This is a genomic window from Arthrobacter sp. D1-29 (assembly GCF_054130585.1).
Map to the genome: position 1 here is coordinate 3031993 of NZ_CP096383.1, position 23920 is coordinate 3055912.

24 protein-coding genes are annotated in these 23920 nt (G+C 62.1%); 10 read left to right on the top strand and 14 right to left on the bottom strand.

What is annotated here, in order from left to right; translation table 11 throughout:
• The first annotated feature begins 65 nt into the window (after window positions 1–65).
• On the top strand, window positions 66–2078 hold the full coding sequence (locus M1E17_RS13640; RefSeq protein WP_457962563.1) for a M3 family metallopeptidase: 2013 nt from the start codon (window positions 66–68) through the stop codon (window positions 2076–2078).
• 230 nt (window positions 2079–2308) lie between these two features.
• On the opposite strand, the gene pdxS is transcribed toward M1E17_RS13640, so the two are convergent.
• From pdxS to M1E17_RS13670, 6 genes are all read right to left on the bottom strand, one after another.
• Window positions 2309–3235, bottom strand: a complete 927-nt coding sequence (pdxS, locus tag M1E17_RS13645) for a pyridoxal 5'-phosphate synthase lyase subunit PdxS (RefSeq protein ID WP_457962564.1) — start codon at window positions 3233–3235, stop codon at window positions 2309–2311.
• Window positions 3236–3380: 145 nt separating this feature from the next.
• Complete coding sequence (pgsA, locus tag M1E17_RS13650; protein ID WP_267275297.1) at window positions 3381–4004, bottom strand: phosphatidylinositol phosphate synthase; 624 nt, start codon at window positions 4002–4004, stop codon at window positions 3381–3383.
• Window positions 3994–4581, bottom strand: coding sequence for an HIT family protein (locus M1E17_RS13655; protein ID WP_457962565.1), 588 nt, complete (start codon window positions 4579–4581; stop codon window positions 3994–3996). The genes pgsA and M1E17_RS13655 overlap by 11 nt, the downstream gene beginning before the upstream one ends.
• 20 nt (window positions 4582–4601) lie before the next feature.
• Entirely contained in the window at window positions 4602–6611 is a 2010-nt protein-coding gene (gene thrS / locus M1E17_RS13660) for a threonine--tRNA ligase (RefSeq protein ID WP_457962566.1), read from the bottom strand.
• Between the two features lie 116 nt (window positions 6612–6727).
• Window positions 6728–10216, bottom strand: coding sequence for a DNA polymerase III subunit alpha (locus M1E17_RS13665; protein ID WP_457962567.1), 3489 nt, complete (start codon window positions 10214–10216; stop codon window positions 6728–6730).
• Entirely contained in the window at window positions 10213–10554 is a 342-nt protein-coding gene (locus M1E17_RS13670) for a DUF6504 family protein (RefSeq protein WP_457962568.1), read from the bottom strand. Before M1E17_RS13670 ends, M1E17_RS13665 begins: the two co-directional genes overlap by 4 nt.
• Window positions 10555–10713: 159 nt before the next feature.
• On the opposite strand from M1E17_RS13670, the gene M1E17_RS13675 reads away from it, so the two are divergent.
• The gene (locus M1E17_RS13675) at window positions 10714–11103 is read left to right on the top strand and encodes a hypothetical protein (protein ID WP_457962569.1); all 390 of its coding nucleotides are present in this window, start codon (window positions 10714–10716) and stop codon (window positions 11101–11103) included.
• A gap of 60 nt (window positions 11104–11163) precedes the next feature.
• On the opposite strand, the gene M1E17_RS13680 is transcribed toward M1E17_RS13675, so the two are convergent.
• Window positions 11164–11484: a chorismate mutase gene (locus M1E17_RS13680; RefSeq protein WP_267275303.1), complete on the bottom strand. Its 321-nt coding sequence runs from the start codon at window positions 11482–11484 to the stop codon at window positions 11164–11166.
• 19 nt (window positions 11485–11503) lie between these two features.
• Here M1E17_RS13680 and M1E17_RS13685 point away from each other — a divergent pair, with 19 nt between their 5' ends.
• Window positions 11504–11926, top strand: a complete 423-nt coding sequence (locus M1E17_RS13685) for a VOC family protein (protein ID WP_457962570.1) — start codon at window positions 11504–11506, stop codon at window positions 11924–11926.
• A 26-nt stretch (window positions 11927–11952) separates the two neighbouring features.
• On the opposite strand, the gene M1E17_RS13690 is transcribed toward M1E17_RS13685, so the two are convergent.
• Window positions 11953–12684 (bottom strand): SOS response-associated peptidase, encoded by a 732-nt coding sequence (locus M1E17_RS13690; RefSeq protein WP_457967750.1) that lies wholly within the window; start codon window positions 12682–12684, stop codon window positions 11953–11955.
• Window positions 12685–12817: 133 nt separating this feature from the next.
• On the opposite strand from M1E17_RS13690, the gene M1E17_RS13695 reads away from it, so the two are divergent.
• Complete coding sequence (locus M1E17_RS13695; RefSeq protein ID WP_214959633.1) at window positions 12818–13075, top strand: mycoredoxin; 258 nt, start codon at window positions 12818–12820, stop codon at window positions 13073–13075.
• A 33-nt stretch (window positions 13076–13108) separates the two neighbouring features.
• On the opposite strand, the gene M1E17_RS13700 is transcribed toward M1E17_RS13695, so the two are convergent.
• Together M1E17_RS13700 and M1E17_RS13705 are read right to left on the bottom strand one after the other, a co-directional pair.
• The gene (locus M1E17_RS13700) at window positions 13109–15247 is read right to left on the bottom strand and encodes an FG-GAP-like repeat-containing protein (RefSeq protein ID WP_457962571.1); all 2139 of its coding nucleotides are present in this window, start codon (window positions 15245–15247) and stop codon (window positions 13109–13111) included.
• A gap of 164 nt (window positions 15248–15411) precedes the next feature.
• Window positions 15412–15555, bottom strand: coding sequence for a hypothetical protein (locus tag M1E17_RS13705; protein ID WP_457962572.1), 144 nt, complete (start codon window positions 15553–15555; stop codon window positions 15412–15414).
• 444 nt (window positions 15556–15999) lie between these two features.
• On the opposite strand from M1E17_RS13705, the gene M1E17_RS13710 reads away from it, so the two are divergent.
• Entirely contained in the window at window positions 16000–16554 is a 555-nt protein-coding gene (locus tag M1E17_RS13710) for a hypothetical protein (protein ID WP_457962573.1), read from the top strand.
• 595 nt (window positions 16555–17149) lie between these two features.
• On the opposite strand, the gene M1E17_RS13715 is transcribed toward M1E17_RS13710, so the two are convergent.
• Entirely contained in the window at window positions 17150–17584 is a 435-nt protein-coding gene (locus tag M1E17_RS13715; RefSeq protein WP_457962574.1) for an SRPBCC family protein, read from the bottom strand.
• A gap of 167 nt (window positions 17585–17751) precedes the next feature.
• Between M1E17_RS13715 and M1E17_RS13720 the strand changes: the two genes are divergently transcribed.
• Window positions 17752–17994 (top strand): alpha/beta fold hydrolase, encoded by a 243-nt coding sequence (locus M1E17_RS13720; RefSeq protein WP_457962575.1) that lies wholly within the window; start codon window positions 17752–17754, stop codon window positions 17992–17994.
• A gap of 225 nt (window positions 17995–18219) precedes the next feature.
• Entirely contained in the window at window positions 18220–18798 is a 579-nt protein-coding gene (locus M1E17_RS13725) for a DinB family protein (RefSeq protein ID WP_457962576.1), read from the top strand.
• A 52-nt stretch (window positions 18799–18850) separates the two neighbouring features.
• Here the strand turns inward: M1E17_RS13725 and M1E17_RS13730 are convergent, their stop codons facing one another.
• Window positions 18851–19738, bottom strand: a complete 888-nt coding sequence (locus tag M1E17_RS13730; protein ID WP_457962577.1) for a LysR family transcriptional regulator — start codon at window positions 19736–19738, stop codon at window positions 18851–18853.
• Window positions 19739–19806: 68 nt separating this feature from the next.
• Between M1E17_RS13730 and M1E17_RS13735 the strand changes: the two genes are divergently transcribed.
• The gene (locus M1E17_RS13735) at window positions 19807–20739 is read left to right on the top strand and encodes an EamA family transporter (protein ID WP_457962578.1); all 933 of its coding nucleotides are present in this window, start codon (window positions 19807–19809) and stop codon (window positions 20737–20739) included.
• Here M1E17_RS13735 and M1E17_RS13740 read toward each other — a convergent pair.
• Window positions 20727–21506: a lipoate--protein ligase family protein gene (locus tag M1E17_RS13740; RefSeq protein WP_457962579.1), complete on the bottom strand. Its 780-nt coding sequence runs from the start codon at window positions 21504–21506 to the stop codon at window positions 20727–20729. The two genes, M1E17_RS13735 and M1E17_RS13740, sit on opposite strands and share 13 nt — an antisense overlap.
• 38 nt (window positions 21507–21544) lie before the next feature.
• On the bottom strand, window positions 21545–22348 hold the full coding sequence (locus M1E17_RS13745) for a thioesterase family protein (RefSeq protein WP_457962580.1): 804 nt from the start codon (window positions 22346–22348) through the stop codon (window positions 21545–21547).
• Between the two features lie 149 nt (window positions 22349–22497).
• Here M1E17_RS13745 and M1E17_RS13750 point away from each other — a divergent pair, with 149 nt between their 5' ends.
• Window positions 22498–23175 carry an endonuclease/exonuclease/phosphatase family protein gene (locus M1E17_RS13750; protein WP_457962581.1) on the top strand — a complete coding sequence of 226 codons (678 nt, stop codon included), beginning with the start codon at window positions 22498–22500 and terminating at the stop codon, window positions 23173–23175.
• Window positions 23176–23211: 36 nt separating this feature from the next.
• Window positions 23212–23919 carry a class I SAM-dependent methyltransferase gene (locus M1E17_RS13755; RefSeq protein WP_457962582.1) on the top strand — a complete coding sequence of 236 codons (708 nt, stop codon included), beginning with the start codon at window positions 23212–23214 and terminating at the stop codon, window positions 23917–23919.
• The last annotated feature ends 1 nt before the right edge of the window (window position 23920 follow it).

Sequence of the window (23920 nt, forward strand, 5' to 3'; positions counted from 1 at the left end):
GGCTCTCCTGAATGACGTGCATTTGGAGCATTGAGAAGCGTGCCGCGCTGTGAAAGGTTTACTTCATGACAAATCCCCTCCTGAGCTCAAGCACGCTGCCCTACGGGCTGCCGCCGTTCGCCGACATCCACTCCGGGCATTATGCCGAAGCCGTCGACGCCGGCCTGGCGGAACATCTCGAAGAGATCCGGGCCATCGTGGAGAACCCGGAGCCGGCGACCTTCCGGAACACCGCCGAGGCCATGGAGCGCGCCGGACAGCTCCTCAACCGGGCGTCTGCCTCCTTTTTCACGCTTGTGTCAGCAGATGCATCCGACGAAATACGCCATCTTGAAACCGAACTGTCCCCACGCTTCTCGGCGCACCAGGACGAAGTGTTCCTCAACCGCCGGCTCTTTGACCGGTTCGCCGCGATTGACATGACGGACTGCGATCCCGAGTCCACCCGGCTGGTGGAGGATTACCTCAAGGAATTCCGGCAGTCCGGCATCCAACTGGACGGCCCGGCCCAGGAGCGGCTGAAAGCGGTGAACGCGGAGCTGTCACGCCTGGGCACCGAATTCGGCCAGCGCGTGAAGGAGGGGATGAAATCCGCGGCGCTGCTGCTGGACAGTGAAGCCGAGCTGGTCGGCCTGCCGGCTGACGATATCGCCACGGCGGCGGAAGCTGCCCGCGCCGCCGGCCATCCAGGGAAGTTCCTGCTCACACTGATCCAGCCAACTAACCAGCCGGCCATTGCCGCGCTTGAGAACCGGGACATCCGCCGTCGGCTGTTTGAGGCCTCCGTCAGCAGGGGAAGCGATGGCGGGAGCTTTGATGTCCTGGAACTGGTCAGGTCACTGGCGGAACTCCGTGCCGAAAAGGCTGCCCTGCTCGGGTTTGCCAACTACGCGGAACTGGAAGTGGACCGGCAGACCGCTCCCGACTTTGAAGCGGTACAGGCCATGCTGAACAGGCTGGCACCGGCAGCAGTGAGGAATGCCGACGCCGAAGCGGCGGCCCTTGCGGAGATCGCGGGCCATCCGTTGGAGCCGTGGGACTGGGCTTTCTACTCCGCCAGGGTCCGCCGGGAGAAATATGCTGTCGATGAGCAGGCCCTCCGCCCCTATTTTGAGCTGGACCGGGTGCTCCGGGATGGCGTGTTCCATGCGGCTACGTCGCTTTATGGGATCACGTTCCACGAACGGAAGGATCTTGCAGGCTACCACCCCGACGTCCGCGTCTGGGAGGTCCGGAACGGGGACGGCAGCGGGCTGGGGCTGTTCCTGGGTGACTACTACACCCGGGAGTCCAAGCGGGGCGGGGCGTGGATGAATTCGCTGGTTGAACAGTCCGGCCTGCTGGGCACCCAGGCTGTGGTCATCAACAACCTGAACATTTCCAAGCCGCCGGCCGGAGAACCCACGCTGCTGACGCTGGATGAGCTGCGCACCATCTTCCACGAGTTCGGCCATGCGCTGCACGGCCTGTTCTCCGACGTAACGTATCCGCGCTTCTCCGGGACTTCAGTCCCCCGCGACTTCGTGGAGTACCCTTCGCAGGTCAACGAGATGTGGATCCTCTGGCCTGACGTGCTGGCCAGCTATGCCCGGCACCACGCCACGGGCGAACGCCTGCCGCAGGACATCGTGGACAGGCTCAACGAGTCCCGGCTCTGGGGCGAAGGGTTCGCCACCACCGAATACCTGGGCGCAGCACTGTTGGATCTTGCATGGCACGTGCTGGACAGCAACGGGATCCCGGAGGACGTCCTGGCGTTCGAAGCCAAATCGCTGGCTGCAGCCGGAGTGGCCCACGCCCTGATCCCGCCACGGTACCGGTCGGGCTACTTCCAGCACATCTTCGCCGGGGCTGGCTACGCTGCAGGCTACTACTCCTATATCTGGAGCGAAGTCCTGGATGCGGAAACGGTCGATTGGTTCACGGAGAACGGCGGCCTGACACGGGCAAACGGAGAGCGGTTCCGCCAGGAGCTGCTCTCCCGCGGCAACAGCCGGGATCCACTGGAATCTTTCCGCGCCCTCCGGGGCCGCGAAGCCAACCTGGAACCCCTGCTAAGGCGCCGCGGCCTGGAGTAGCCCAGCCCCACTTAAAGAAGTACGACGCCGGTCCCCCACCATAAGAGGTGAGGAACCGGCGTCGTACTTCAGAAGCAAACGCCCCTTGGCGAGGGGCGGTGTTATCCGGCAGCGCGCGTAAAAGGGGCCCCGCGCCGCAAGCAGCTACGTAGCTGCCGACAACGCGCGGGGAATAGCGCGCCGAGGATGACGCCGTCCGGCGCCCCCAAGGCGACTAAAGAGGGCGGAAGTTACCAGCCGCGCTCGGCCAGGCGGTGTGGCTGCGGGATCTCGTCAACATTGATGCCCACCATGGCCTCGCCCAGGCCGCGGGAGGCCTTGGCGATGACGTCCGGGTCATCGAAGAACGTGGTGGCCTTGACCACGGCGGCGGCGCGTTGGGCCGGGTTGCCGGACTTGAAGATGCCCGAGCCGACGAACACGCCGTCGGCGCCGAGCTGCATCATCATCGCAGCATCTGCCGGGGTGGCGATGCCGCCGGCGGTGAACAGCACCACCGGAAGCTTGCCCGTGAGCGCCACTTCCTTGACCAATTCGTACGGCGCCTGCAGTTCCTTCGCGGCAACGTACAGCTCGTCCTCGGGCAGCGAGGAGAGCCGGCGGAGCTCGGCACGGATCTGGCGCATGTGCGTGGTGGCGTTGGAAACATCGCCGGTGCCGGCCTCGCCCTTGGACCGGATCATCGCCGCGCCCTCGTTGATCCGGCGCAGCGCCTCACCAAGGTTGGTGGCACCACAGACGAAGGGAACGGTGAATTCCCACTTGTCGATGTGGTTGGCGTAGTCGGCCGGGGTGAGGACCTCGGACTCGTCAATGTAGTCAACGCCCAGGGACTGCAGGATCTGGGCCTCAACAAAGTGGCCGATCCGGGCCTTGGCCATGACCGGCACGGACACGGCCTCGATGATCTTGTCGATCATGTCCGGATCCGACATCCGGGAAACGCCGCCCTGGGCGCGGATATCAGCCGGCACGCGTTCCAGCGCCATCACTGCAACGGCACCGGCGTCTTCGGCGATGCGGGCCTGCTCGACGTTGACGACGTCCATGATGACGCCGCCCTTGAGCATCTCAGCCATGCCGCGCTTGACGCGCTTGCTGCCCGTGACGCTGTTCACGGACGAACCGGCTTCGCTGCTTACATCAGGTGTAGACACAAAAACCCCTATGGGTAGATAGATGACCTTCGCCGGGCGTGAAAGCGGCATCAAGCTGCCGAAATGAACACGCTCCGGGTTGCCGGATCCATTGACCGGGCAGTTCCAATACTAGTCCCACGGCGGCCAGAGGGCTTAATCACGCTTAATCCGAGGGGGCACTCTCGGCCAGGGCCTGGCGGTGAACTCCCACTATCCGCTGCACCACGGTGACCAGGCTGGCCACGGCCAGCAGGCCCAGTGTCACCAGCAGCACGACACTTGGCAGGCCGAGGCCCGTAAACCCTGTAACAACCAGCACCGAGACGAGCCTTTCAGCCCGTTCGGCAATACCCACGTTGGCCGTGAACCCCAGCGATTCTGCCTTGGCCCTGGCGTAGGAAACCACCATGCCAAGGACCAGGCAGATCACGGCCGCGGCGCCAATGGCGAAATCGGCGCCACCGGTAAAGAACCAGATGGACAGGCCGGCAAACAGGGCACCGTCGGCGATCCTGTCCAGCGTGGAGTCCAGGAAGTTGCCCCATCGGCCCCCGGAGTCGCGCATCCTTGCCATGATGCCGTCCAGCACATCGGAAAAGACGAAGGCGGTAATGAACAGGGTCCCCCACCACAGCTGGCCCAGAGGGTAAAAGACCAGGGCGCCAACCACCACGCCGGCCGTTCCAACCACCGTGACGGCATCAGCAGAGACGCCGATTTTCAGCAGCCAGCGGGCAAGCGGAGTGAACAGCGCCGTAAAAAAACCCCGCGCGTGCCTATTCAGCATCCGTCTCCCCGGGCCAGGCCTGGGCAACCTGCTGGCGGACCTCATCCAGCGTCTGCGTGATGGCCTTGGTCTGGGCGATGATGGGGAAAAAGTTGCCGTCCCCGCCCCACCGCGGAACGATGTGCTGGTGAAGGTGGGCGGCGATTCCTGCCCCGCCCACAACACCCTGGTTGATGCCGATATTGAAGCCGCCGGGGTTCGCCACTTTGCGCAGGACCTTCATGGCCGTCTGGGTCAGCTCGGCGAATTCCCCGGTCTCTTCGAGCGTAAGGTCCGTGTAGTCGGGAACGTGGCGGTAGGGGCAAACCAGCAGGTGGCCGGGATTGTAGGGGAAGAGGTTCAGTACCACATAGCAGGTTTTCCCCCGGTAAACGATGAGGGCTTCCTCGTCGGTCCGGCTCGGCCCTACGCAGAACGGGCAGTCGTTCTGGTCCTTGAACTGGTGCTGGCCGCCCTTGATGTAGGCCATCCGGTGCGGAGTCCACAGGCGCTGGAAAGCATCCGGAACGCCGGCGAGATCAAAATCGTCGGTGACGCCGGAATCCCCTGGATACCCCGCCCCTGTATTCTCCTGCACCGTCTCTGTGTCCGTTTCCGCTAGCTGGTCCGGTTACGGACGGCTTCTGTGATCCGCTTGACCGCTTCGGCCACCGGCACGCCGTTGTCCTGGCTACCGTCGCGGAAACGGAAGGACACCGCTCCGGCGTCGGCGTCGTCACCACCGGCGATCAGGACAAACGGGATCTTGTCCTTGCTTGCCGTGCGGATCTTCTTGGGGAACCTGTCCGAGGAGATGTCCACCTCGGCGCGGATGCCCGCCGCCTTAAGCTGATCGACGACGTCGAACATGTAGTCATTGAAGGTCTCGGCCACCGGGATGCCCACTACCTGCACGGGAGCAAGCCAGGCGGGGAACGCTCCGGCGTAGTGCTCGGTGAGGACACCCATGAAGCGTTCGATCGAGCCGAAAAGGGCCCGGTGGATCATCACGGGGCGCTGGCGGGTGCCGTCGGCCGCCTGGAATTCCAGTTCGAACCGTTCCGGGAGGTTGAAGTCCAGCTGGATAGTGGACATCTGCCAGGTGCGGCCCAGGGCGTCCTTCGCCTGCACTGAGATTTTCGGGCCGTAGAAGGCAGCTCCGCCCGGATCCGGCACCAGTTCAAGGCCTGATTCCTGCGCGACTTCGGCGAGGGTGTTCGTCGCTTCTTCCCAGGCGGCGTCGTCACCCACATACTTTTCGGGGTCCTTGGTGGACAGCTCGAGGTAGAAGTCGTTCAGGCCGTAGTCCTGGAGCAGGCCCAGCACAAAGTTCAGGGTCTTGGTGAGCTCGTCCTTCATCTGCTCGCGGGTGCAGTAGATGTGGGCGTCGTCCTGGGTCATGCCCCGCACACGCGTGAGTCCGTGGACCACACCGGACTTTTCGTACCGGTAGACGGAGCCAAATTCGAAGAGCCGCAGGGGAAGTTCACGGTAGGAACGGCCACGCGAGCGGAAGATCAGGTTGTGCATGGGGCAGTTCATCGGCTTCAGGTAGTAGTCCTGAGCCGGCTTGCGGACGGTTCCGTCAGCGTTGAGTTCCTCATCCACCCGCATGGGCGGGAACATGCCGTCCTTGTACCAGTCGAGGTGGCCCGATACCTCGTACAGGTGGCCCTTGGTGATGTGCGGCGTGTAGACGAACTCGTAGCCGGCGTCCACGTGGCGCTGCCGCGAGTAGTCCTCCATCTCCTTGCGGATGATGCCGCCCTTGGGGTGGAAGACAGGCAGGCCGGAACCAAGTTCATCCGGGAACGAGAACAGATCCAGCTCCACGCCTAGCTTGCGGTGATCGCGCCGTTCCGCTTCGGCAATCCGTTCCTGGTAGGCCTTCAGCTCGTCCTTGGTGGGCCAGGCGGTGCCGTAGATCCGCTGCAGCTGCTGGTTTTTCTGGTTGCCCAGCCAGTAGGCGGAGGAGGAACGGGTCAGTGCGAACGCGTTGGAAATAAGTTTGGTGTTGGGCAGGTGCGGGCCCCGGCAGAGGTCGCACCAGACGCTGTCACCGCTTTTCCGGTCCACGTTGTCGTAGATGGTAATGTCCCCGGCGCCGACTTCAACGTTGACGCCTTCGCCCGCTTCAGCGGCCTCGTTCTTTTTGCCCAGCAGTTCCAGCTTGTAAGGTTCGTTCTTCATGGCCTCACGGGCCTCGTCCTCGCTGACCACGCGGCGGACGAATTTCTGGTTCTGGTTGACGATCTTGAGCATCATCTTTTCGAGGGTTTTCAGGTCCTCCGGCGTGAACGGCTCGGCCACGTCAAAGTCGAAGTAGAAACCGTCAGTGATGTAGGGCCCGATGCCCAGCTTGGCATCCGGGCGCAGCTGCTGGACAGCCTGGGCCATGACGTGGGCCGTGGAGTGGCGGAGCACGTTTAGTCCGTCGGGGGAACCAATGGTGACGGCCTGGATGTCTGCACCTTCGGGCAGTTCCTGGTCCAGGTCTTTCAACTCGCCGTTGACACGGGCTACAACGACGTCGCGACGCTCAAAGAAGAGTTCCGCCCCGGTTGTCCCGGTAGTCACCTTGGTCTCTTCGCCATCGACGATGAGGGTGATCTGCTGGGCATCTGACACGGGTGTCTCCTATTCAAAGTTAAGGCTTCATAGCTTGTGGCATACGGGGACCACAGCCAGCCACCGTCAATGCTATCGGTTTCCAGAGGGGCCGACCAACGGGACGCGCGGCCCGCTCAGCCGCCCATCCCCGTAATGGCAAGGCTCCTGTTGATTCCGTCCAACGGATGCGGGACGTCGGTGGTCTCCGGGCTGGACTGCGGGAAGGGCAGGGTTTCAACCCTGCTCAGGTCCCAGGCCATGCTGGCACTCAGGCTGATTCCCCGCGGACCAGTCCGCCGGGTGGTTCCCCGGATGAGGAGCAGCCTGGTCCCGAACAGCAGCAGTCCGGCCTGTTCCTGCGCCTCATGGAAGAAGACGGAGTCAACGCAACCCGTGCCGTCGTCGATACTGATGAAAACCACGCGCCGGCCGCCGCGCATGGGGGGTGTCTGGGTGGCGATGCGTACTCCGGCCACCAGCACTTCAGTTCCATTGCGCAGGCCCAGCAGTTTATCCGCGGTGGTGACGCCGAGCCGGTCAAGCATGGGACGGTGGCTGTCCATCAGGTGCCCGCTGACATCTATAGCCATCAGATCAAGTTCCGCGCGTACGTTGTCCACCAGCGTGGGCGCGGGCAAGCCCGGTTTGACGTTCCGCAGTTCCACGTCGCCCAGCGGCAGGGCCAACTGCCCCTCGATGACCTCGATACCCTTCCGGGCAGCACCAGTGGATTGAAGCTTTTGGAGGTGGTGGACCAGGTCCGCGCGGTTGGCGCTCCCACCGGACTCCAGGTGCAGGGAATCAAAGGCCCCAAGCTGGGCGAGCCTCCTGATGCTTGGTTTGCTAAGCCGGGACCGTGTCCTGAGGTCCGCCAGGGAATCATAGGGCTGGCCGGCAACGATCCGTTTGAGTTCAGCCCCGGATACGCCGTAAATCCCTTTCAGGCTCAGCCTGATCCCCAGCTTGCCCCGGTCCGGCCCCTCGGTGACCCGTTCCACCCTGTATTCCGCCTGGCTGCGGTTGATGTCCAACGGCAGAATGGGGATGCCCAGCCTGCGGGCCTCTGCCACCAGGAGGCGTTTGGGGTACATGCCAGGATCGTGCTCCCACAATCCGGCCAGGAACGCCTCGGGGTGGTGGGCCTTTAGCCAGGCAGACTGGTAAGTGGGCACGGCGAACGCCGCTCCGTGAGCCTTGCAGAAACCGAAACTTCCAAAGGATTTCAGGGTTCCCCAGACTTTGTCCACGACCTCCGGGGCATACCCGCTGGCGCGGGCTTCCCGGCGGAAGAATTCCTCCACTTGAGGCTCAAGGGCCTCGTTGCCAAGTGCGCGGCGGAATTCGTCGGCCCGGGCCAGGCCGCAGCCCGTCATGACATCGAAGGTCTTCAGGATCTGTTCGTGGAATACGGTGACGCCGTGCGTTTCCTGAAGCACGGGTTTCAGGTCAGGGTGCGGATAGACTTCCGGCGCGAACCCGTGCCGGTGCTCCAGGAACGGCCGCACCATGTCCGACTTCATGGGTCCGGGCCGGAAAAGTGAAATATCGATGATGAGGTCGTTGAAGTCGCGCGGCGCCATCTTGCCCACCAGCTCACGCTGGCCAGGGGATTCGATCTGGAAACAGCCCAGCGTGTGCGTGCTGCGGATCAGCTCATACGTTGGCTCATCATCAAGCGGCACGGCGTTGAGGTTGATGTGGCCATTCTCGGCAATGTAATCAGGCCCGGAACCATCAGGACCGGAGGGGTGGGCTCCGGCGGCGACCACCTCTGCCTTGGAGGGGTGGATTCGGATGACTTCCCTGACCGCAAAGGCCATGGCACTCTGCATCCTGACCCCCAGGACGTCGAGCTTGAGCATGCCCATGGGATCCATGTCGTGTTTGTCGAACTGGCTCATGGGCAGCCCCAGCCCGCTGGGCTGGACAGGGGTCCGGTCAAGCAGGGTGGCGTCGCCCAGGATCACTCCGCAGGGGTGCATGGAAATATGGCGGGGCAGCCGGTCCAGCCGCTCAGTGAGGTCCACGAGCAGGTCCAGTTGCTGGTTTTCGGCAAATCCCCGTTGTTCCACCCGCCCTGCGAACTCCCGGAGTTCCGGCTTTTCGGCGAGCGCCTCGCGGAACTTCCGGGCAGAAAAGCGCCACAGCTGTTTGGCGATCTCCCCCACATCGCCATCGTCCATGCCCAGCGCCATCCCCGCATCACGGACCGCACCGCGGGCACGGTATCCGTTCTGCATGCTCATGAGCGTGACGCGCTCCGAGCCAAAGCGTTCAAAGATCTTCCGGTAGACGTTGTGCCGCTCAGCGCTTTCGACGTCGATATCGATGTCAGGAAGGGTACCCCTGTCACGGGACAGGAACCGTTCAAAGACGAGGTCGTGCTGGAGGGGGTTCACCTGGCTGATATCAATCAGGTAATTGACCAGGCTTGAAGCGCCAGACCCGCGGGCCGCAGCCCTGACTCCCATGTCCAGGATCATCCTGGAAACCTCAGCCACTGTGAGGAAGTAAGAGGAGAAACCAAGGTTCTGGATGATTCCCAGTTCGTGGTCGAGGCGACGGCGCATCTCCTGTTCGGCAGTACCGGAAATTCCCGGGAACCGCCTGCCGATCCCGGCCTCACACCGCTGGACAAGTTCAACCTGGGGGTCCTGGTCTATGCCGATGATTGATGTTTCGGGCACCACCGGCTGCTTCCAGCCCATATCCGTCACCGGGTCAATCCGGCACAGATCGGCGAGCGCCTCGGTCTGCGTCATCAGCTGTTTGAGGTCAGCAGCGCCGTACCCTGCGGCGTGGATGATCTCCCTGGCCAACAGGAGCATCTGCCCTGACGTTTTCAGCCAGCCCTGGCCGTTGGGCTGGAGCAGGGGTTCGGCGGCAAGCTCAGGAAGAGACTTTAGGGTCCGAGCAGAATCCAGCACGTCAGCCGTGGCGGCGCCATCCTCGGCGCAGTAGCGCACAGCGTTGGTGATAACCGCCGGAACGTGGTGCTCCTCTGCGAGTTTGAGCATTCGTACTGCATGGGCGGTGCTCAACGGTGAGCCGGGGGCGCTGAGCTGGGAGACAACCTCGGCCACTATTGTTCCTGCCGGCATGGCTTCCAGCCAGCGTTTAAACAGGGTGCGCGGACGCAGGTAACGCCGTCCGCCGATGGCCAGTCCGACGTCGGAATCGGGTCCGATCAGGACCGTGAGTACTGGCTTGAGGGTCAGTGGGTCCAAGGTCCGGGATGCGAGCTCTGCCCGGGTGACTGCCACAGGCACCACTCCCCCGGCCTTTCCGGAAGTGCGGGCATGGGCATCCGAGACCAGCCGGCACAAGGCCCGGTAGCCCGCTCCCCGGTTGTTTCCGCGGGCCAGCACCACCACCCGGCCAGCAACCTGGGTGCGGTGGTCGCCGTCGTCGTCAAGGACCGCAAGGTCAACACCCACTATGGGGTCTATCCCGGCAGCCATGCAGGCTTTGAGGTGTTTGATGGTGCCATACAGGCCGTCCCTGTCAGTACAGGCGAGCGCAGTGGCACCATCTGCGGCGGCAACCTGGGCAAGTTCATCAGGCCAGGAAACGCCGTAGTGGGCGCTAAAGGCGGTGGAAACGTGGAGGTGCGTGAAAGTCATGCTGTTCTGGGCTGGATTCCGTGATGGATTCGCAGCAGCCTCCAGCGGCCGCTGCCGACGTGCCTGGTCAGATCAAGGGTGAGGGGCTCACCGGGAGGGCTGCCGCCCGAAGCATCTGGGTTGTCTGCAGCCAGAACCTGGACCCGCCAAATTTCATGGTCCACCAGGCCTGGCCCGCTTCCCAGCGGCGCACGCTTTTCCTCGGCCCACCACTGCCTGCGTTCGTACCATCGAACAGGTTCCGCGCACACCGTATATTGGCGCCCTGCCCATTGAAGCTGCAGCGGCTGGCCGGAAGGGGTGCAGGTAACGTCAACGGATTCGCTGAACATGCCCATGGCGCCTCCCTGGAAACGGAGCTGTCACTTGGCTGTAAAAGTACTCAGCCAAGGACAGCTGTTCGAATACATATTCGAACAATTCAAGTCTACGCCGGTGCCCAGACAAAACCTAGACAGGGGTGGACGGACGGGGCAGCAGGGGAGCAGGATGGTGCCATGACCACCAATGACGCACTCCTCAAGCACGTAAGCATCAAGGCCCAAGACTCCACGCTTGTGGCCACTTTTGATATAGACGGCAATATCCCGGGATCGGGTGCTTATGTGGTGGGGCTCATGGCGGCCGATCCCGACTATTCATCACAAAGACGGCTCGGCATTGAGTTCATGAACGGGGAGGCTATTGCCTGCTACTCGTTCAGCCATGACCAGGGCATCGAAGAGAACTATGATCTCAGTGGTGTCACCCACTCCGGCAACACCATCACCGGCAGCTTTCCCTTGGACGTTATCCATGGGCTGGGCAAGGGCCACATTATGTCAGCCTTCAGCGAGGCCGACGGGCGGGAGTTCCAGTCCGGAGTCCCCGTTGAGGAAGCGATCTAGGGAAGCGCTCTAAAGCGACTGAAGCCTCCCGGGAGCGTAGAGACGCTCCCAGGGTCAGCTTCAGCTGTTTCCTTTGTGGACCTTCATTTCGAGTTCGATGAAGCCCGTGATCATGGCACGGTACGTCGATTCCACAATGTCAGGATCGATGTCCTTCTTTTCCGCGGCTAAACGGACGTGTTCGATGATCCTCTCGACGCGGCCGGGAGCGCGCACTTCAGCGTCGTCCCCCTTCAGCGTTCCCGCGATCCGGATCAGGCGTTCCCGACGGGCAATCAGGCCCACGATCTGCTCGTCCACTTCATCGACTGCAATGCGGACTGCCGCAAGCTGTTCCTTGTCGGCCAAAGCATCTTTGTCGCTTCCTTGAGTTATCTCCATCACATGACAGTATCGAAGCATGCAGCCAAGAGTCGACTTCATCTCACTGGGCGTTCGCAGCGTCGCAGAGTCCCGCCGCTTTTATGTGGAGGGACTTGGCTGGCCGGTCCGTAAGGAAATTCCAGGTGACGTGCTGTTTATCCAGGTTAACCATGGGCTGACGCTGTCCCTTTGGGATGCCGGGCAAATGCAGGCGGAGGCCGGGGTGAGTCCTCCGGGGCCGGTCCCCCACATCACCCTCAGCCACAATCTGGCCAGCCCTGAGGACGTGGACCGGGTCATGGGCGAGGCAGCCGCTGCCGGTGCCGTGATCGTTGCGGAGCCAGTCACGCAGCCCTGGGGCGGGTACAGCGGCTATTTCGCGGATCCGGACGGGTTTCGCTGGGAGGTTGCGTACAACCCCACTTGGTCAGTGGACGACGCCGGCAGCGTCACCATCTAGGGAACCGTCGCCTTTCGCGGGTGCTGCTAAAACAATGCCTCCACGGGCTGGATGAGCTCCGGTGAGTTGTTGCGCACGTTTCCCACGTCCCGGCCCACCGACTCCACGTGCCAGTCGGCAGCGACGCCCTTCACCCCGGCGCGGACCAGGTCCACCAGGCCAGCGGGGTCCTGGGCGTGCGGGTCGAGCCAGGACTCCATGGTGGCCTTATCCATCGGCAGCGGCACCCGGTCATGCAGGGCGGTGAGCTTGCCAAATACTGTTGACTCGGCCCCGGGCGGCGGAGTGTCCGCGGTCAGGATGGAGGTAGAGAGCATCCACTGGCCGGGCTCCCCTTCCGCCTTATACGGATCCTTCCACCATTCGTACAGCCCGGCAAACACCAGTCCCGCGCTGTTTCCGGGGTGCACGTAATACGGTTGCTTCGCCTTGCCTGCGCCCTGCTTCCATTCGTAATAGCCGTCAGCAGGAACGGCGCAGCGCCTGGACTTCATCGCTTTGCGGAATGCCGGCTTTTCCAGCACCGTCTCGCTCCGGGCATTGATCATCCTGGCTCCGATGCCGGGATCCTTCGCCCACGACGGAACCAGCCCCCAGCGTGCCACATGCAGCTGCCGCACCGGGCCGCCGTCGATAAGCCGCTCCAGGACGATGGGCACATCATCGGTTGGCGCCACGTTCCAGGAGGGCGGAAGGTGCACCTCTTCCTCAAGCCCGGCTTCAAACTCTGCCAGCAGGTCACCCACCGCACGTGCCATCACATAGCGTCCACACATGGCTCCAGCATGCCATGGCCCCTGGCACTGTCATACGCCGGCGCGAGCGCGGGGAATAGCGGCGGGCAGGATACCGTTGAGAGGAATGAACCCCTTCAACGCATAGGAGAACTCTGTGGACTTCACCCCCGAATCCGGCACCATCACCATGTTTTCCACCACCTGGTGCGGCTACTGCAACCGGCTCAAGAAGCAGCTGGACGCGCAGGGCATCGGCTACACGGAAATTAACATCGAGGAAGTCGATGGGACAGCCGAACTCGTGGAGCAGATCAACGGCGGCAACCGCACCGTACCCACCGTGCTTTTCCCGGACGGCACAGCAGCCACCAACCCGTCTGCTGCCGAAGTCAAAAGCCGTCTCGCCGCATAGGCTTTTGAAGCTGCTTTGACCATGGTCATGCGGCTAAATGATCATGGTCATGACGTTCCAGCCGGAGCCGACCAACGTGCGCGGTAGCCATCCGCCGGAGCCGTTGCCCGGGTAAAGCCACAGGGCCCCTCCCGTGTCACGGCTCAGGATGTCCACGTTGCCGTCCCCGTTGAAGTCGCCCGGCCCCACCATCGCCGTCATGACATTCCAGCCGGAGCCGACAGCGTAACCCGCGTCGGCAACGGAGTATCCGGTGCCCGCATAGAGGTAAAGAGCGCCTCCAGTGTCGCGGGCAAGCAGATCCGCCAAGCCGTCACCGCTGAAGTCGCCCGGGCCTGCCATCGCCGTCATGATGTTCCAGCCGGAACCAATGATGCTCTGGCCACGCCACCAGCCTCGCCCATCGCCGTCATAGTGGAACAGCTGACCATCCGAGTCCCGGGCCACGACGTCGGCTCTTCCATCATGGTCCAGATCGCCAATGGCGGTGATCTCCTTCATGACGTTCCATCCCGAGCCAGCTTGGGACCGGGCCATCCAGCCACCCTTACCGTTTCCGGGGTACAACCACAAATTTCCGTTGGAGTCGCGGGCCAACAGATCTGGCTTACTGTCACCGTTGAAGTCCCCTGGAGCTACGACCGAGGTCATGACGTTCCAGCCCTGGCCCACTTGCACCCGCGCTTGCCAACCACCGCTGCCATTGCCCGGATACAGCCACAAGGCACCATCACCATCGCGGGAAAGGACGTCAGGGTTTCCATCGCCGTTAAAATCATGGGTGAGCTGGCGAGGGGCGATGCTGATCGTTTGAGTCGGGCTAATGGCGTCAGGGCTGTAACCATTGCTGGCTGAGATGCGGAACGTAAAGGTCCCGGACGTTGTGGGGACTCCTGCCAGTACGCCCTTCGCTAAAAGGGATAAGCCGGGCGGCAGCGAACCACTGGCAACTGTGAAACTCGGAGTAAGCGAACCCGTAGCCTTGTACAGGTGTTCATAACGGACGCCCACCCTGCCACCTGGCGGTGGCACAGAAGCCGTGAGTATCGGGGCCACGTTCTTGCCGTCGACAACGACTATCCCGCTGGACAGCTCGTCAGACCAGGACAAGAAGCGGACGTAGATCCTGTTCCTTTTCGAATCCACTGCCATTCGACCGGGCATGCTGAGCTCCTGGAGGACACCCGAGGCGTTGGTTGCACCGTCGAAGACCCTAATGCTCCCGGCGTAGTATTCAGCTACGTAGACCTTGCCGGTGGTCTCGTTTACGGCGAGGGCGGGTGGGAAATTACCAGTTGGAACCGTTACCAAAGTGTTCAAGCTGGCGTCCAGAATGGTCATGCTGAAATTGTTCAGGGCATAGACCTTGTTGTTCGTGCGATTTACAACCACTTCCCTGGGACTGGTGTCACCGCCTGTTGGGATGCTTGTTGTCGACCGGGTAGCGCCATCAATGGCTACGATCGTCTGCGCTTTAGCGCAGGTCACATACACCGTGTTGGTGGTGTCGTTGATTGCCAAACCATGAGTGCCCGAGCAAACCGGGACGGTGGTAATGGCGTTTGTAGCCCCGTCCAGGACCGTCACCTGATTGCTGAGAGGTGTGACGCTGTAGATTTTGTTGGTCTTCTCATTGACGGCGACAGGCTTGTCGCTGAGGGCTACAGAGGAGCCCGCCACTGGGAAGGATGTCGCGACATCGGTGGCGCCGTCAATGACAGTAAGGCCGTTAGGGCCGCCATTTGAGACGTACACCTTGTTGGTTACTTCGTTCACAGCTACGGCAGAAGGGTTGCCAGGCAGGGGCACCGTCTTGGTAGTACCGGTGACAGCGTCGATGACGCTCAATGAGGAAGAACCGGAATTCGCAACGTAGACCTTATTCGTGACCTCGTTCACTGCCAGGTGTCGTGGCCTTGTTCCGACCGGAATTATCTTTACTGACTTTGTGGCCATGTCTACTGCAGTCACAGTGTTGAACTGTTCGCTAGTGACGAAGATCGTGTTCGTCGTTTCGTTCACTGCCGGCGCGTATGGCGCCGGAATCTTGATGCGGTCCGCGATCATGTCCGCATGTGCGCGTACGGGAGCGACGCCGACCAGAACCGTCGCGGCTATGGCCGCAGCAGCCAGAACGGCAGAGATTCGGTAGCCAAAACCACGGGAAGACAACGTGGAAAAACCCTGACGAGCCAAAGGCTCAACCCCCAAAAATCCAGCGCGCGACCATCGCAGCAATCAGCGAAGTTTACAGCCAGCAGCCCGGGGACTTTCAACAAGCCAGAATATTTCGGATCGGGAGAGACAAGCGCCTTCTATCTGAGCCGTCCTGCACGTCACGACAAGCGCCGGAACTCCCCCGACGGGAGCTGGACATGCAGCGGCAGGACCATCTGGAAATGAGTCACGCCGACCGGTTCACTGAGCAGTTCGTTGATCGAGCTCTGCCCCTCCAGTTCACCGGATGCTTCTCTTTCCATGTATCCGACCCTATGTGCCCGTCGGTGCCCTGAATCCCAAGACACGCAATTGGGCTCCATCGAGCACTCGGCAGCCAGGAGGATGTCATACTCAGCGCATGCCCAGCCTTGAGCGAGACCGGGATCTGGCCCCCACGACGGCCAGAGCGGCACACCCTGGACGATCGCCGCTCTGTGCATCATGGCTGCGGGTGTGCAGCTGTTGAGCCGCCACCGCGGGACTATTGCTGGCTTGGTGGGCGGGCCGTGCTACCTCGTCCAAGCTAATGGTCCCTCACAACCGGACCCTGTGACCCCGTTAAGGCCCGGCTGTGACCGTCCATGAGAGGTACGTCCAGGGGAGATTCTCCGCAAAGGGTGTCCCGCCCGATGTTAGGGAGACATACTGATTCTTGACCAGACGGGCGGCAGGGCAGTCTGGTATGACATCAATGACGGGGGATCATGATGAAATACGCACGCACCTTAGCGGCAGTGGCGATGTTGCTCGGGTTTGCCCTGTCCGGGTGTCAGACCGCCGGAGGGTCACCTCCGGCGGGAGCTCCCGCTGCTGTGCCCAGCGGATCCCCGTCCGAGTTCGCCGTGATCATCCAGGCTGCCGTCGAGGATCGCAACGGCACCGCACTCGACACACTTCCAGCTCCGCGCCTAGCAGATGAGCAGGCCACGGACGCCTACCTCTCCAAGCGCGCACGGGATTTGCCTGCGGTGACGCGGTCGAAGGCCGGATTCAAGTCATCTGGTTTCTGGTACACGTCCTTTTCTACGAAGGTAACCGTGGACTCCATCAATGTGAGCGGATCGGAAGCGGTCATCCAATTCACGGAATTAACGGAGGAATACCTCGGATCGGCTGCGAATGGCCCGAGCAACGTCCCATCCGGCTACTCGTTACCGCAGACCGCGACGTTCCGGACATCCACGGATGGCTGGCAGCTAGACAGCATCGCCCCTTCCAAGCCCGGGTTCGGCTTGCCGATGTCCATCGTCGCAGATTGAGGACCGCATTTGGACGCACCCGTTGTGAAATCCCTACAGGACATATTGGCACCGAAGATTAGGCGGCTCTGCTACTACCATTTACAACCTGATTATCGGTGTGCTTACGCTCCTGGCCCAGACAGTCATCGCAAATCTGGCCCTTATGTCTCTGGTCATAGTCGTCCTGGCGAGTCAGGTGATTTCTTATGACGGAATAGGCTCATTCATTGTCTGGGGGCTTGCGGCAATGATCCTCCCCGCCATGGCAGTCTGCCTTGCCCTCGTCTTAGGGCTCCCCGTTCGGCTTATCCCACCTGTGCGCCGGTGGTGAATCAGGAACGGGGAAATCAGTGTGGCCGGCACCCTCGCCGGCTGGGGCCTTACCGTCTATGCGTTTCTGTCTGGCAAAGAAGAGTCCGGGACCGAAGAGGGCATCCATTACACGGTCCACGTCCCTAATTGGGATGCACTCCTGTGGGGCTGTGGGCTGCTCGCGTTCTTCACAACCCACCTCTGGATTCCAGCCAGATGGCGACGACGGGCCCGCTAGGCCCGATGCGTGCCGTCTTGGAGACCAGAAGCGTGCAGCTGAGCTGGCATGGTCTCGGGCTCTTTAGGCTCCGCTGCTCTCGATGACGGCCTTAACGCGTTCGACGTACTGCTGGCAGAAAAGCTTGTGGTGGTATTCGTAGTGGCTGAGATAAGCGGCCTCTCCTGGGGGCAAGGAAAAGTGCTCCCCATGCTCAAGGATGGTTGCGCCATTGTCGGTATCCTGCAAAGTGTTACGGCCTCGCGACGTTGGATCTGTGTGCCCAATGGGCCTGGTAATCGCTATTTCATAGGGGATCTCGTGGACCACTTCAATAGCCGACACGCGCTCTACACCGTTGCGTACTTCGATGAAGACTTGAATCTCTCCGGCCCCGTTGAAAGGTGGTGTGCTGAACCCCCGCACTATTTCTGGATCAACCAGGACTCCGTTTTCCGCTGGTTTGATGAGATCCCAGACCTGTTGCCGTGGAGCGTCGATCACTGCAGACGCGGACACGTAATGAACGGAAGTTTCAGATGGGGACCGCATTGGCTGACGGCGCTTAAACAAAGGACTCATGGCGCGAGCATGGCATCCGAACAAGTCACCAGCAAACCACCACACCGCAGCAACGCGGCTCGAGTCCTGTTGTCAGGCTGGTTACCGGATGCCAATATGCGTAGGTGGACGCAGTTACAGTGTCCGGCCTGAAAGTCACCTACCGGCGTGTGGGATCGGGCGATCCGCTCGTCCTTCTCCATGGCGGCTTTGGATTCGACAGCCGATCCTGGGGCCCGCAGCTCGACGCCCTCGATGACGAGTTCGATGTCGTCGCTTGGGACGCTCCAGGCTGCGGAGGATCCGACGATCCGCCCGAGTCCTTCTCCATGGAACACTATGCCAACAGCCTGGCCGAGTTGAGGTGAGGACGTTCCTTCGTTCGCTCAGCAGCCCTATCTGACCTTGGCCATCTGCGCTTCTTGCTCCATACCAAGCGCATCGCATGTCGCCGCGACGAGCAGAACCAGGACTGCATTAGCCATTAGCCCCGGCCAACTCGTCGGATTGGACGAGGAAAACCACATAATCTTCCTCGATCGAATGGTCGGAAAGACAGGTGGCCTGTGGCGCTTTGGGGCAGAGTGAGCCTTATGGATCAAAAGACTGACCTACTTGGATACCTTCGCCTTCGAAGGGCGGACCTTCTCGCGAAACTTGATGGCCTTGGTGAATACGATATTCGCCGGCCTATGACGCCCACGGGCACAAATCTCCTTGGCCTGGTGAAGCACGTCGGCGGTGTGCAATTGGAATACTTCAGCGGAGTATTCGGGAGGCCGCATAACCGGGAACTGCCTTGGCTAACTGGAGACTTGGGTGTTGATGCCGATATGTGGGCCACGGCAGATGAGAGTCGGGCAGATATCCTCGACTTCTACGACTTCTCTTGCCGGCATAGCGACGCGACGATAGAGCAACTCACCTTAAATTCTTTGGGTGAAGTACTTTGGTGGGCGCCCGAACGCCGCAGCGTAACCCTGCATCAGATCCTGGTCCACATGTGCGTTGAGGCAGCGAGGCACGCCGGGCACGCCGACATCCTGCGCGAGTTGATCGACGGCTCAGTTGGCAACGGTCCCCAAGATCCCAACGTGCCGGGCCGCACCTCCGAAGAATGGGCTGCCTTTCGAAGTCAGATCGAGACGGCAGCACGCCAGACAGAAGGCTAGGGCTTCCCATGGATTCAGCGTCCCCGACATGATCGAGGGGCCCGGGTTCGAGTTAATTCGAACCCGGCCTCGTCTCAGCAGTGCCGTCAGGCCCAAACGTCTTGCGGGCAAGCCTGGTGAAATCCGCGGCAAGGGCCGAAGGATCCCCGCGCCGAGAGACAAGGAACACCGAGATTGGCGGGGCATCACGGACGAGCCGGTACACGACGCCGGGCCGCGGATTCTGCGCAGCGGTGGCCTCTGAGGACATGCCGATGGCTTGCCCGGTGGAGATGAGCATCAGCCATTCATCGACGCCTTGCACCTGGCGCAGCGATGCCGGCCGCGCCCATCCGGTCCAGAGGTCTTCCGTGGTAGTTCCGGTGCGCAGGTCGACGGCCAGCGTACGCCCGGCGAAGTCTGCCATCCGGAGGAAACGCCTCCGGGCCAGCGGATCCTCTGCGGCCACGGCTGCATAGCGGCCTTCTTGGCCGATGAATATGGCAGCAAAGCGGTTATCACTGATCGGGCGCCGCATGATGGCAACGTCGGAAGAGCCGTCCTCCAACCCTCCCGATGCGGCATATGTCTGGACCCACACCAGGCTCACGTCCGGGTGGCTCTGCGCCCATTCGCGTTGCAGGGCTGCGGTCCGGGCACCCAGCGCCGACCATGCATACCCTATTTTCAGTTCACTGCTTTGATCCCTGGCCGCACGTTCAAGAAGCGTGACCTCGGCCAGGACGCGCCGGGCATGTTCAATGATCCGTTCCCCGGCAGGAGTGGGTGTGATGCTCCGCGTTGTCCTTTGCAGAATGCGCATACGCAGCGCCCGTTCCAGTGCTGCTACGGACCGGGAAACCGCGGCCTGTGACGTTCCCAAGGCGATGGCGGCGTCGGTGAACGTTTGGGCTTCCACTACCGCTACCAGAGCACGAAGGTACCTGAGTTCAACATCCATACGTTCATCGTATAAAAAGCCCGTTGAATGCATTTCTTACCTGGAGTCCGGGCCGGGAAACTTCGGTTATGGAAGCTCAACCGGTACAGGGTACGGCCCAGTCCCAGCAAGGCCAGGTTATTAGAGGGGCCCGCAGGTCGCTAACCCGTGGGGTCCTGGGCATGACAGGAAGCGGGCTCAGCAATCAGATTGGCGCCGGGATCGGTGCACATGCATTTCCAGTCATCGGACCGGCGGGGGTTGTGGCCGTTCGGCAGTTCGTGGCCGCCGCGGTGCTGCTCCCCGTTGCCCGCCCGGCCTTCCATCGGTTCACCTGGCAGCAGTGGTGGCCCATACTCCTGCTGGGAGCGGCCACCGCGCTGATGAACATCTGCCTGTATGTGGCCATTGACCGAATCGGGCTGGGGCTTGCCGTCACCCTGGAGTTCCTTGGACCATTGGCGGTTGCGCTTCTGTCTTCAAGGAGCCGTTGGGATCTGGCGTGCGGGCTCAGTGCCGGCTTGGGGGTATATGTTCTCGTGATGCCGGGTCCCAGCAGTGATTTCGTCGGCATTGCCATCGCCGTGGCTGCCGCGGTTTGCTGGGCAGCTTACATCCTGTTGAACAGAGTGGCCGGGCAGCGGCTGCCAGGTCTGCAGGCTCCGGCCGCGGGGACACTGGTATCCCTGGTTATCTACCTTCCCGTGGCGGGCTATCTCCTGATCCAGGGGGTGTTTACCGGTCCCGCGCTTCTGTACGCCGTCGCGGCAGGAGTCCTTTGCTCGGTCATTCCCTACGCCGCCGATCTCGTCGCCCTCCGCCACGTGCCTGCCGGATTCTTCGGCGTCTTCATGAGCATCAACCCCATCCTCGCCGCGCTCTCCGGAACGGTAATACTGGGGCAGGTCCTCCAACTCCACGAATGGCTTGGCATCGGGACGATCGTTGCCGCGAACGCCGTGGCTATCTGGTTGGCCGGGCGCAGGACCGGGACTGGCCGGCCCCCGGCTCAAGCGCCATGAAAATAGCTGCCGAACTCGGCATACCCGAGCGAGGCGTGCCGGGCATAGGTGGCAAGGACGGCGGCCTCAATGGCCGGGACGTCCAGCCCAGGGACAAGATCGTTGACCGCCCCGGCTGTTGCCGGATCCCAATCGAGGCCAAGGGCAGCGTAACTGTCAGTCAAAACCGCACGGATGGGGGCAGAATCCTCCACCACAATCACCGAACTGAACAGCCACCCGCCGGCCACCACCCGCTGAGCGGTGCCAATGAGCTTCACCTGACGGGCGCCGTCGTCCGGATCGGTGCCATGGACACTGAACTCGCCGGGGCAGTACTCCCCCGGGATTTCGCCGACGGCGGCTTGGACTCCCGCGTCCCGCAGAGCCTGCGCCAGCAGTTCGCCAAAGAAACTGAACCGGCCCTTGGAACCGGCAATCGCGTCGGTGTGGGGCTCCACGTGATCCACCACAAGGGTCCCCTGATGGTAGGCCGCGGCACGACCGCCGGCTTTGCGGACCAACGGTTCAAACCCATGATCCCGGCACGCCCGGGCGGCCGCTTCGAAACCGGGCAGGCGGGCGTCCCGTTGACCGAATGCCACGGTTGGTTGGGGGCGGTACAGCCTCAGGGTGGGCCCAATCCTACCGGTCTTTGCCATGGCCAGCACGTCAAGCCCGAATTCAAGGTCCCGCGCCGCGCCGAGCGAGTGCTCCTGCCGCACCACAGTGAGGGCAAGGGGTCCGGGCTCTGCGTCCTGCATGGGGCGGAACTCCCTGATGGTCATAGTATTCCTCGTCAATGGGTGCGTTGCTGACGGCAGCGTCACGATCTGCGCAGCGTCAGAATTTGTTCCGCACGCCCAAAGGGTCCTTGAAGATCGTGCAGGACCGTGGACGTGAGGCCAATCCCGTCCGCGCCAAAGGTGACCGCGTTGTCCAGTCCCAGCCACTCGCCGTCGGGCCTGCGGTACATATGAATCTGCAGGTCCAGGTTGGGGAAGGCGTAGCTGTCCTTGCCGGGCGGGACCCGGGCGGCTATACCGTTGGCGGTGTCCACCATGCCCATCAGCCGGGCAAGGTCACCGCTGTCGTCCTGATCGGTGAGCGGGTGTTCGGTGCGCAGCCAGACCTTGCCGGCTCCGGGCCGGTGGCCTTCCGCCACACGCATCTCCAGTGAGCGGATATAGCCGCCGGGCCAGACGCTGGCGCCGTCGTACGGCTTGCACTCGTCGGGACCCTGGATGGCGGGATCCTCGACGGCGGCAACGGCGCTGGTGTCACTGGTGATCATCCGCCAGGCGGTGGCACGGATGGCAACGCGGCCGTCGGCGACCAGTTCAGCCTGGAGTAGCTCAATGGTGCGTCCGGGGCGGAGCGTGGTGATTTCGATCTGGAATTCACCGCCGGGAATGAGCCCAAGGATCTCGTAGCTCAGCCGGGCAAGCCGCATGTCCCCGCGCGGTTGGTGGCGTTCCAGGAGATCAGCCATCAGTCCCGAGGCGGGCGCCATGTGCTGTTCATGCTCGTTCCACGCCCCCTGGGCATGGATGGTGGAGCGGAAGCGGCCGCCGCCAAGCACCTGGTAGTAGAAGTTGCCTTCGGCAAGTTCGGGCAGTTCTTTGGTCAAGGTTGGCCCTCCGGGGTCGAGTGAATCGTGAATAACTCTAGCCGGGGATGGCGGTGGACGCGGCGAAATGTTGCCGTTCCAGGACCGTCGTCTGGGTAGACTCAGGAACTGGTCCTGTCAGCAACCCTCGAAAAAGAGGTGTTCCACCGATGCGCGTCATCAGTTACAACCTTCGCAAGCACAAAGCGAGCGGCGAGCTTCTCGCGCTCGCCCGGAATTTCGAGATCGATGCCTTGTGCCTGCAAGAGGTGGATTCCAGCGACCTGCCGGAAACCCTCGGGCCACTGCACCTGGCTGACACCACTAAGGGAAACCGCCTTGGCCTCGCCATCTACTACCGCACCAGCCGCTTTACGGCCTTGGATACCCAGTCGTTTGCGCTGAAGAAGTCCATGCATGATCGGGTGCTTGCGCCGGCGCACGAGCGCCTCATCGGCACCAGGGTGGTGGACAACGAGACGGAGCACGAATTGGTTATCGGTTCCTTCCACGCGGCACCGCTGACCGCCTCCAATTCGCTACGGCGGAAACAAATCCACGCCGCCCATGCGGAACTCCTGACCATGGGCAGCGGCCTGATGACACTGATGGTTGGCGACTTCAACTATCCGTTCTTCACCAAGAACCTTCACGCCCACATGAAGGACTCGGGATACGCGCTGTCCCTCAGTAACCGCCGGACATACACACGCTATAAAGTGTTCCACGGCCACTTCGACTTCGCCACGTCACTGGGATTGGACATCGCAAACGTGGAAACCCTGCCCCGGGGCAAGTCCGATCACCTGCCGATTCTTGTGACGGCCGAGTACGGCAAGGACTACTGATGGCCCCGGCCTTTGCCTGACTACCACCCTCTCCTGGTGGAGCTGTACGACACCGATAACCCTGACGGTCCCGATCACGACTTCTTTCGGGCTCTGGCAAATGAGGCCGGCGCGCAGACCGTCGTCGATCTTGGATGTGGCACCGGGATTCTGACCGTGACCTTCTGCAGGGAGGACCGTAAAGTCATCGGGATTGATCCGTCTCCGACGATGCTCCGTTATGCACGCGCGCGGCCCCGAGCCAGCCAGGTGGCCTGGATCTTGGGCGATTCCTCGGCCATTGGGGATTCAGCGGCAGACGTGGTGGTCCTGAGCGGCAATGTTGCCCAACACATCACGGGCGCGGCCTGGCGGCGTGCCTTAAATGACATCCATCGCGGACTTCGGCCCGGCGGTGTACTGGCTTTCGAGCGGCGAAACCTTCTGGCCGGTTCCTGGGAGAACTGGACCAAGGAGAAGACCCTTACTACCCGCGATTCCATCATCGGCCCGCTGATGGAATGGAAGGAGGTTTCTTCAATGGATGGCGCAGGCATCGTGACCCTCACCTGCCACAACGTCCTGATGGAAACGGGGGAGGATATCGTGGAGACGCTGTCATTGTCCTTCCTGAGCCAGGCCCAGGTAGTCAGCGATTTGGATGCCGCCGGCTTTGACGTGTCCGGCGTCTGGCGGAACTGGACCCGGGAACCGGTGGAGGAAAAGAGCCCCCTGATGGTGTTCGAAGCCACGCGGCGTCACTAGT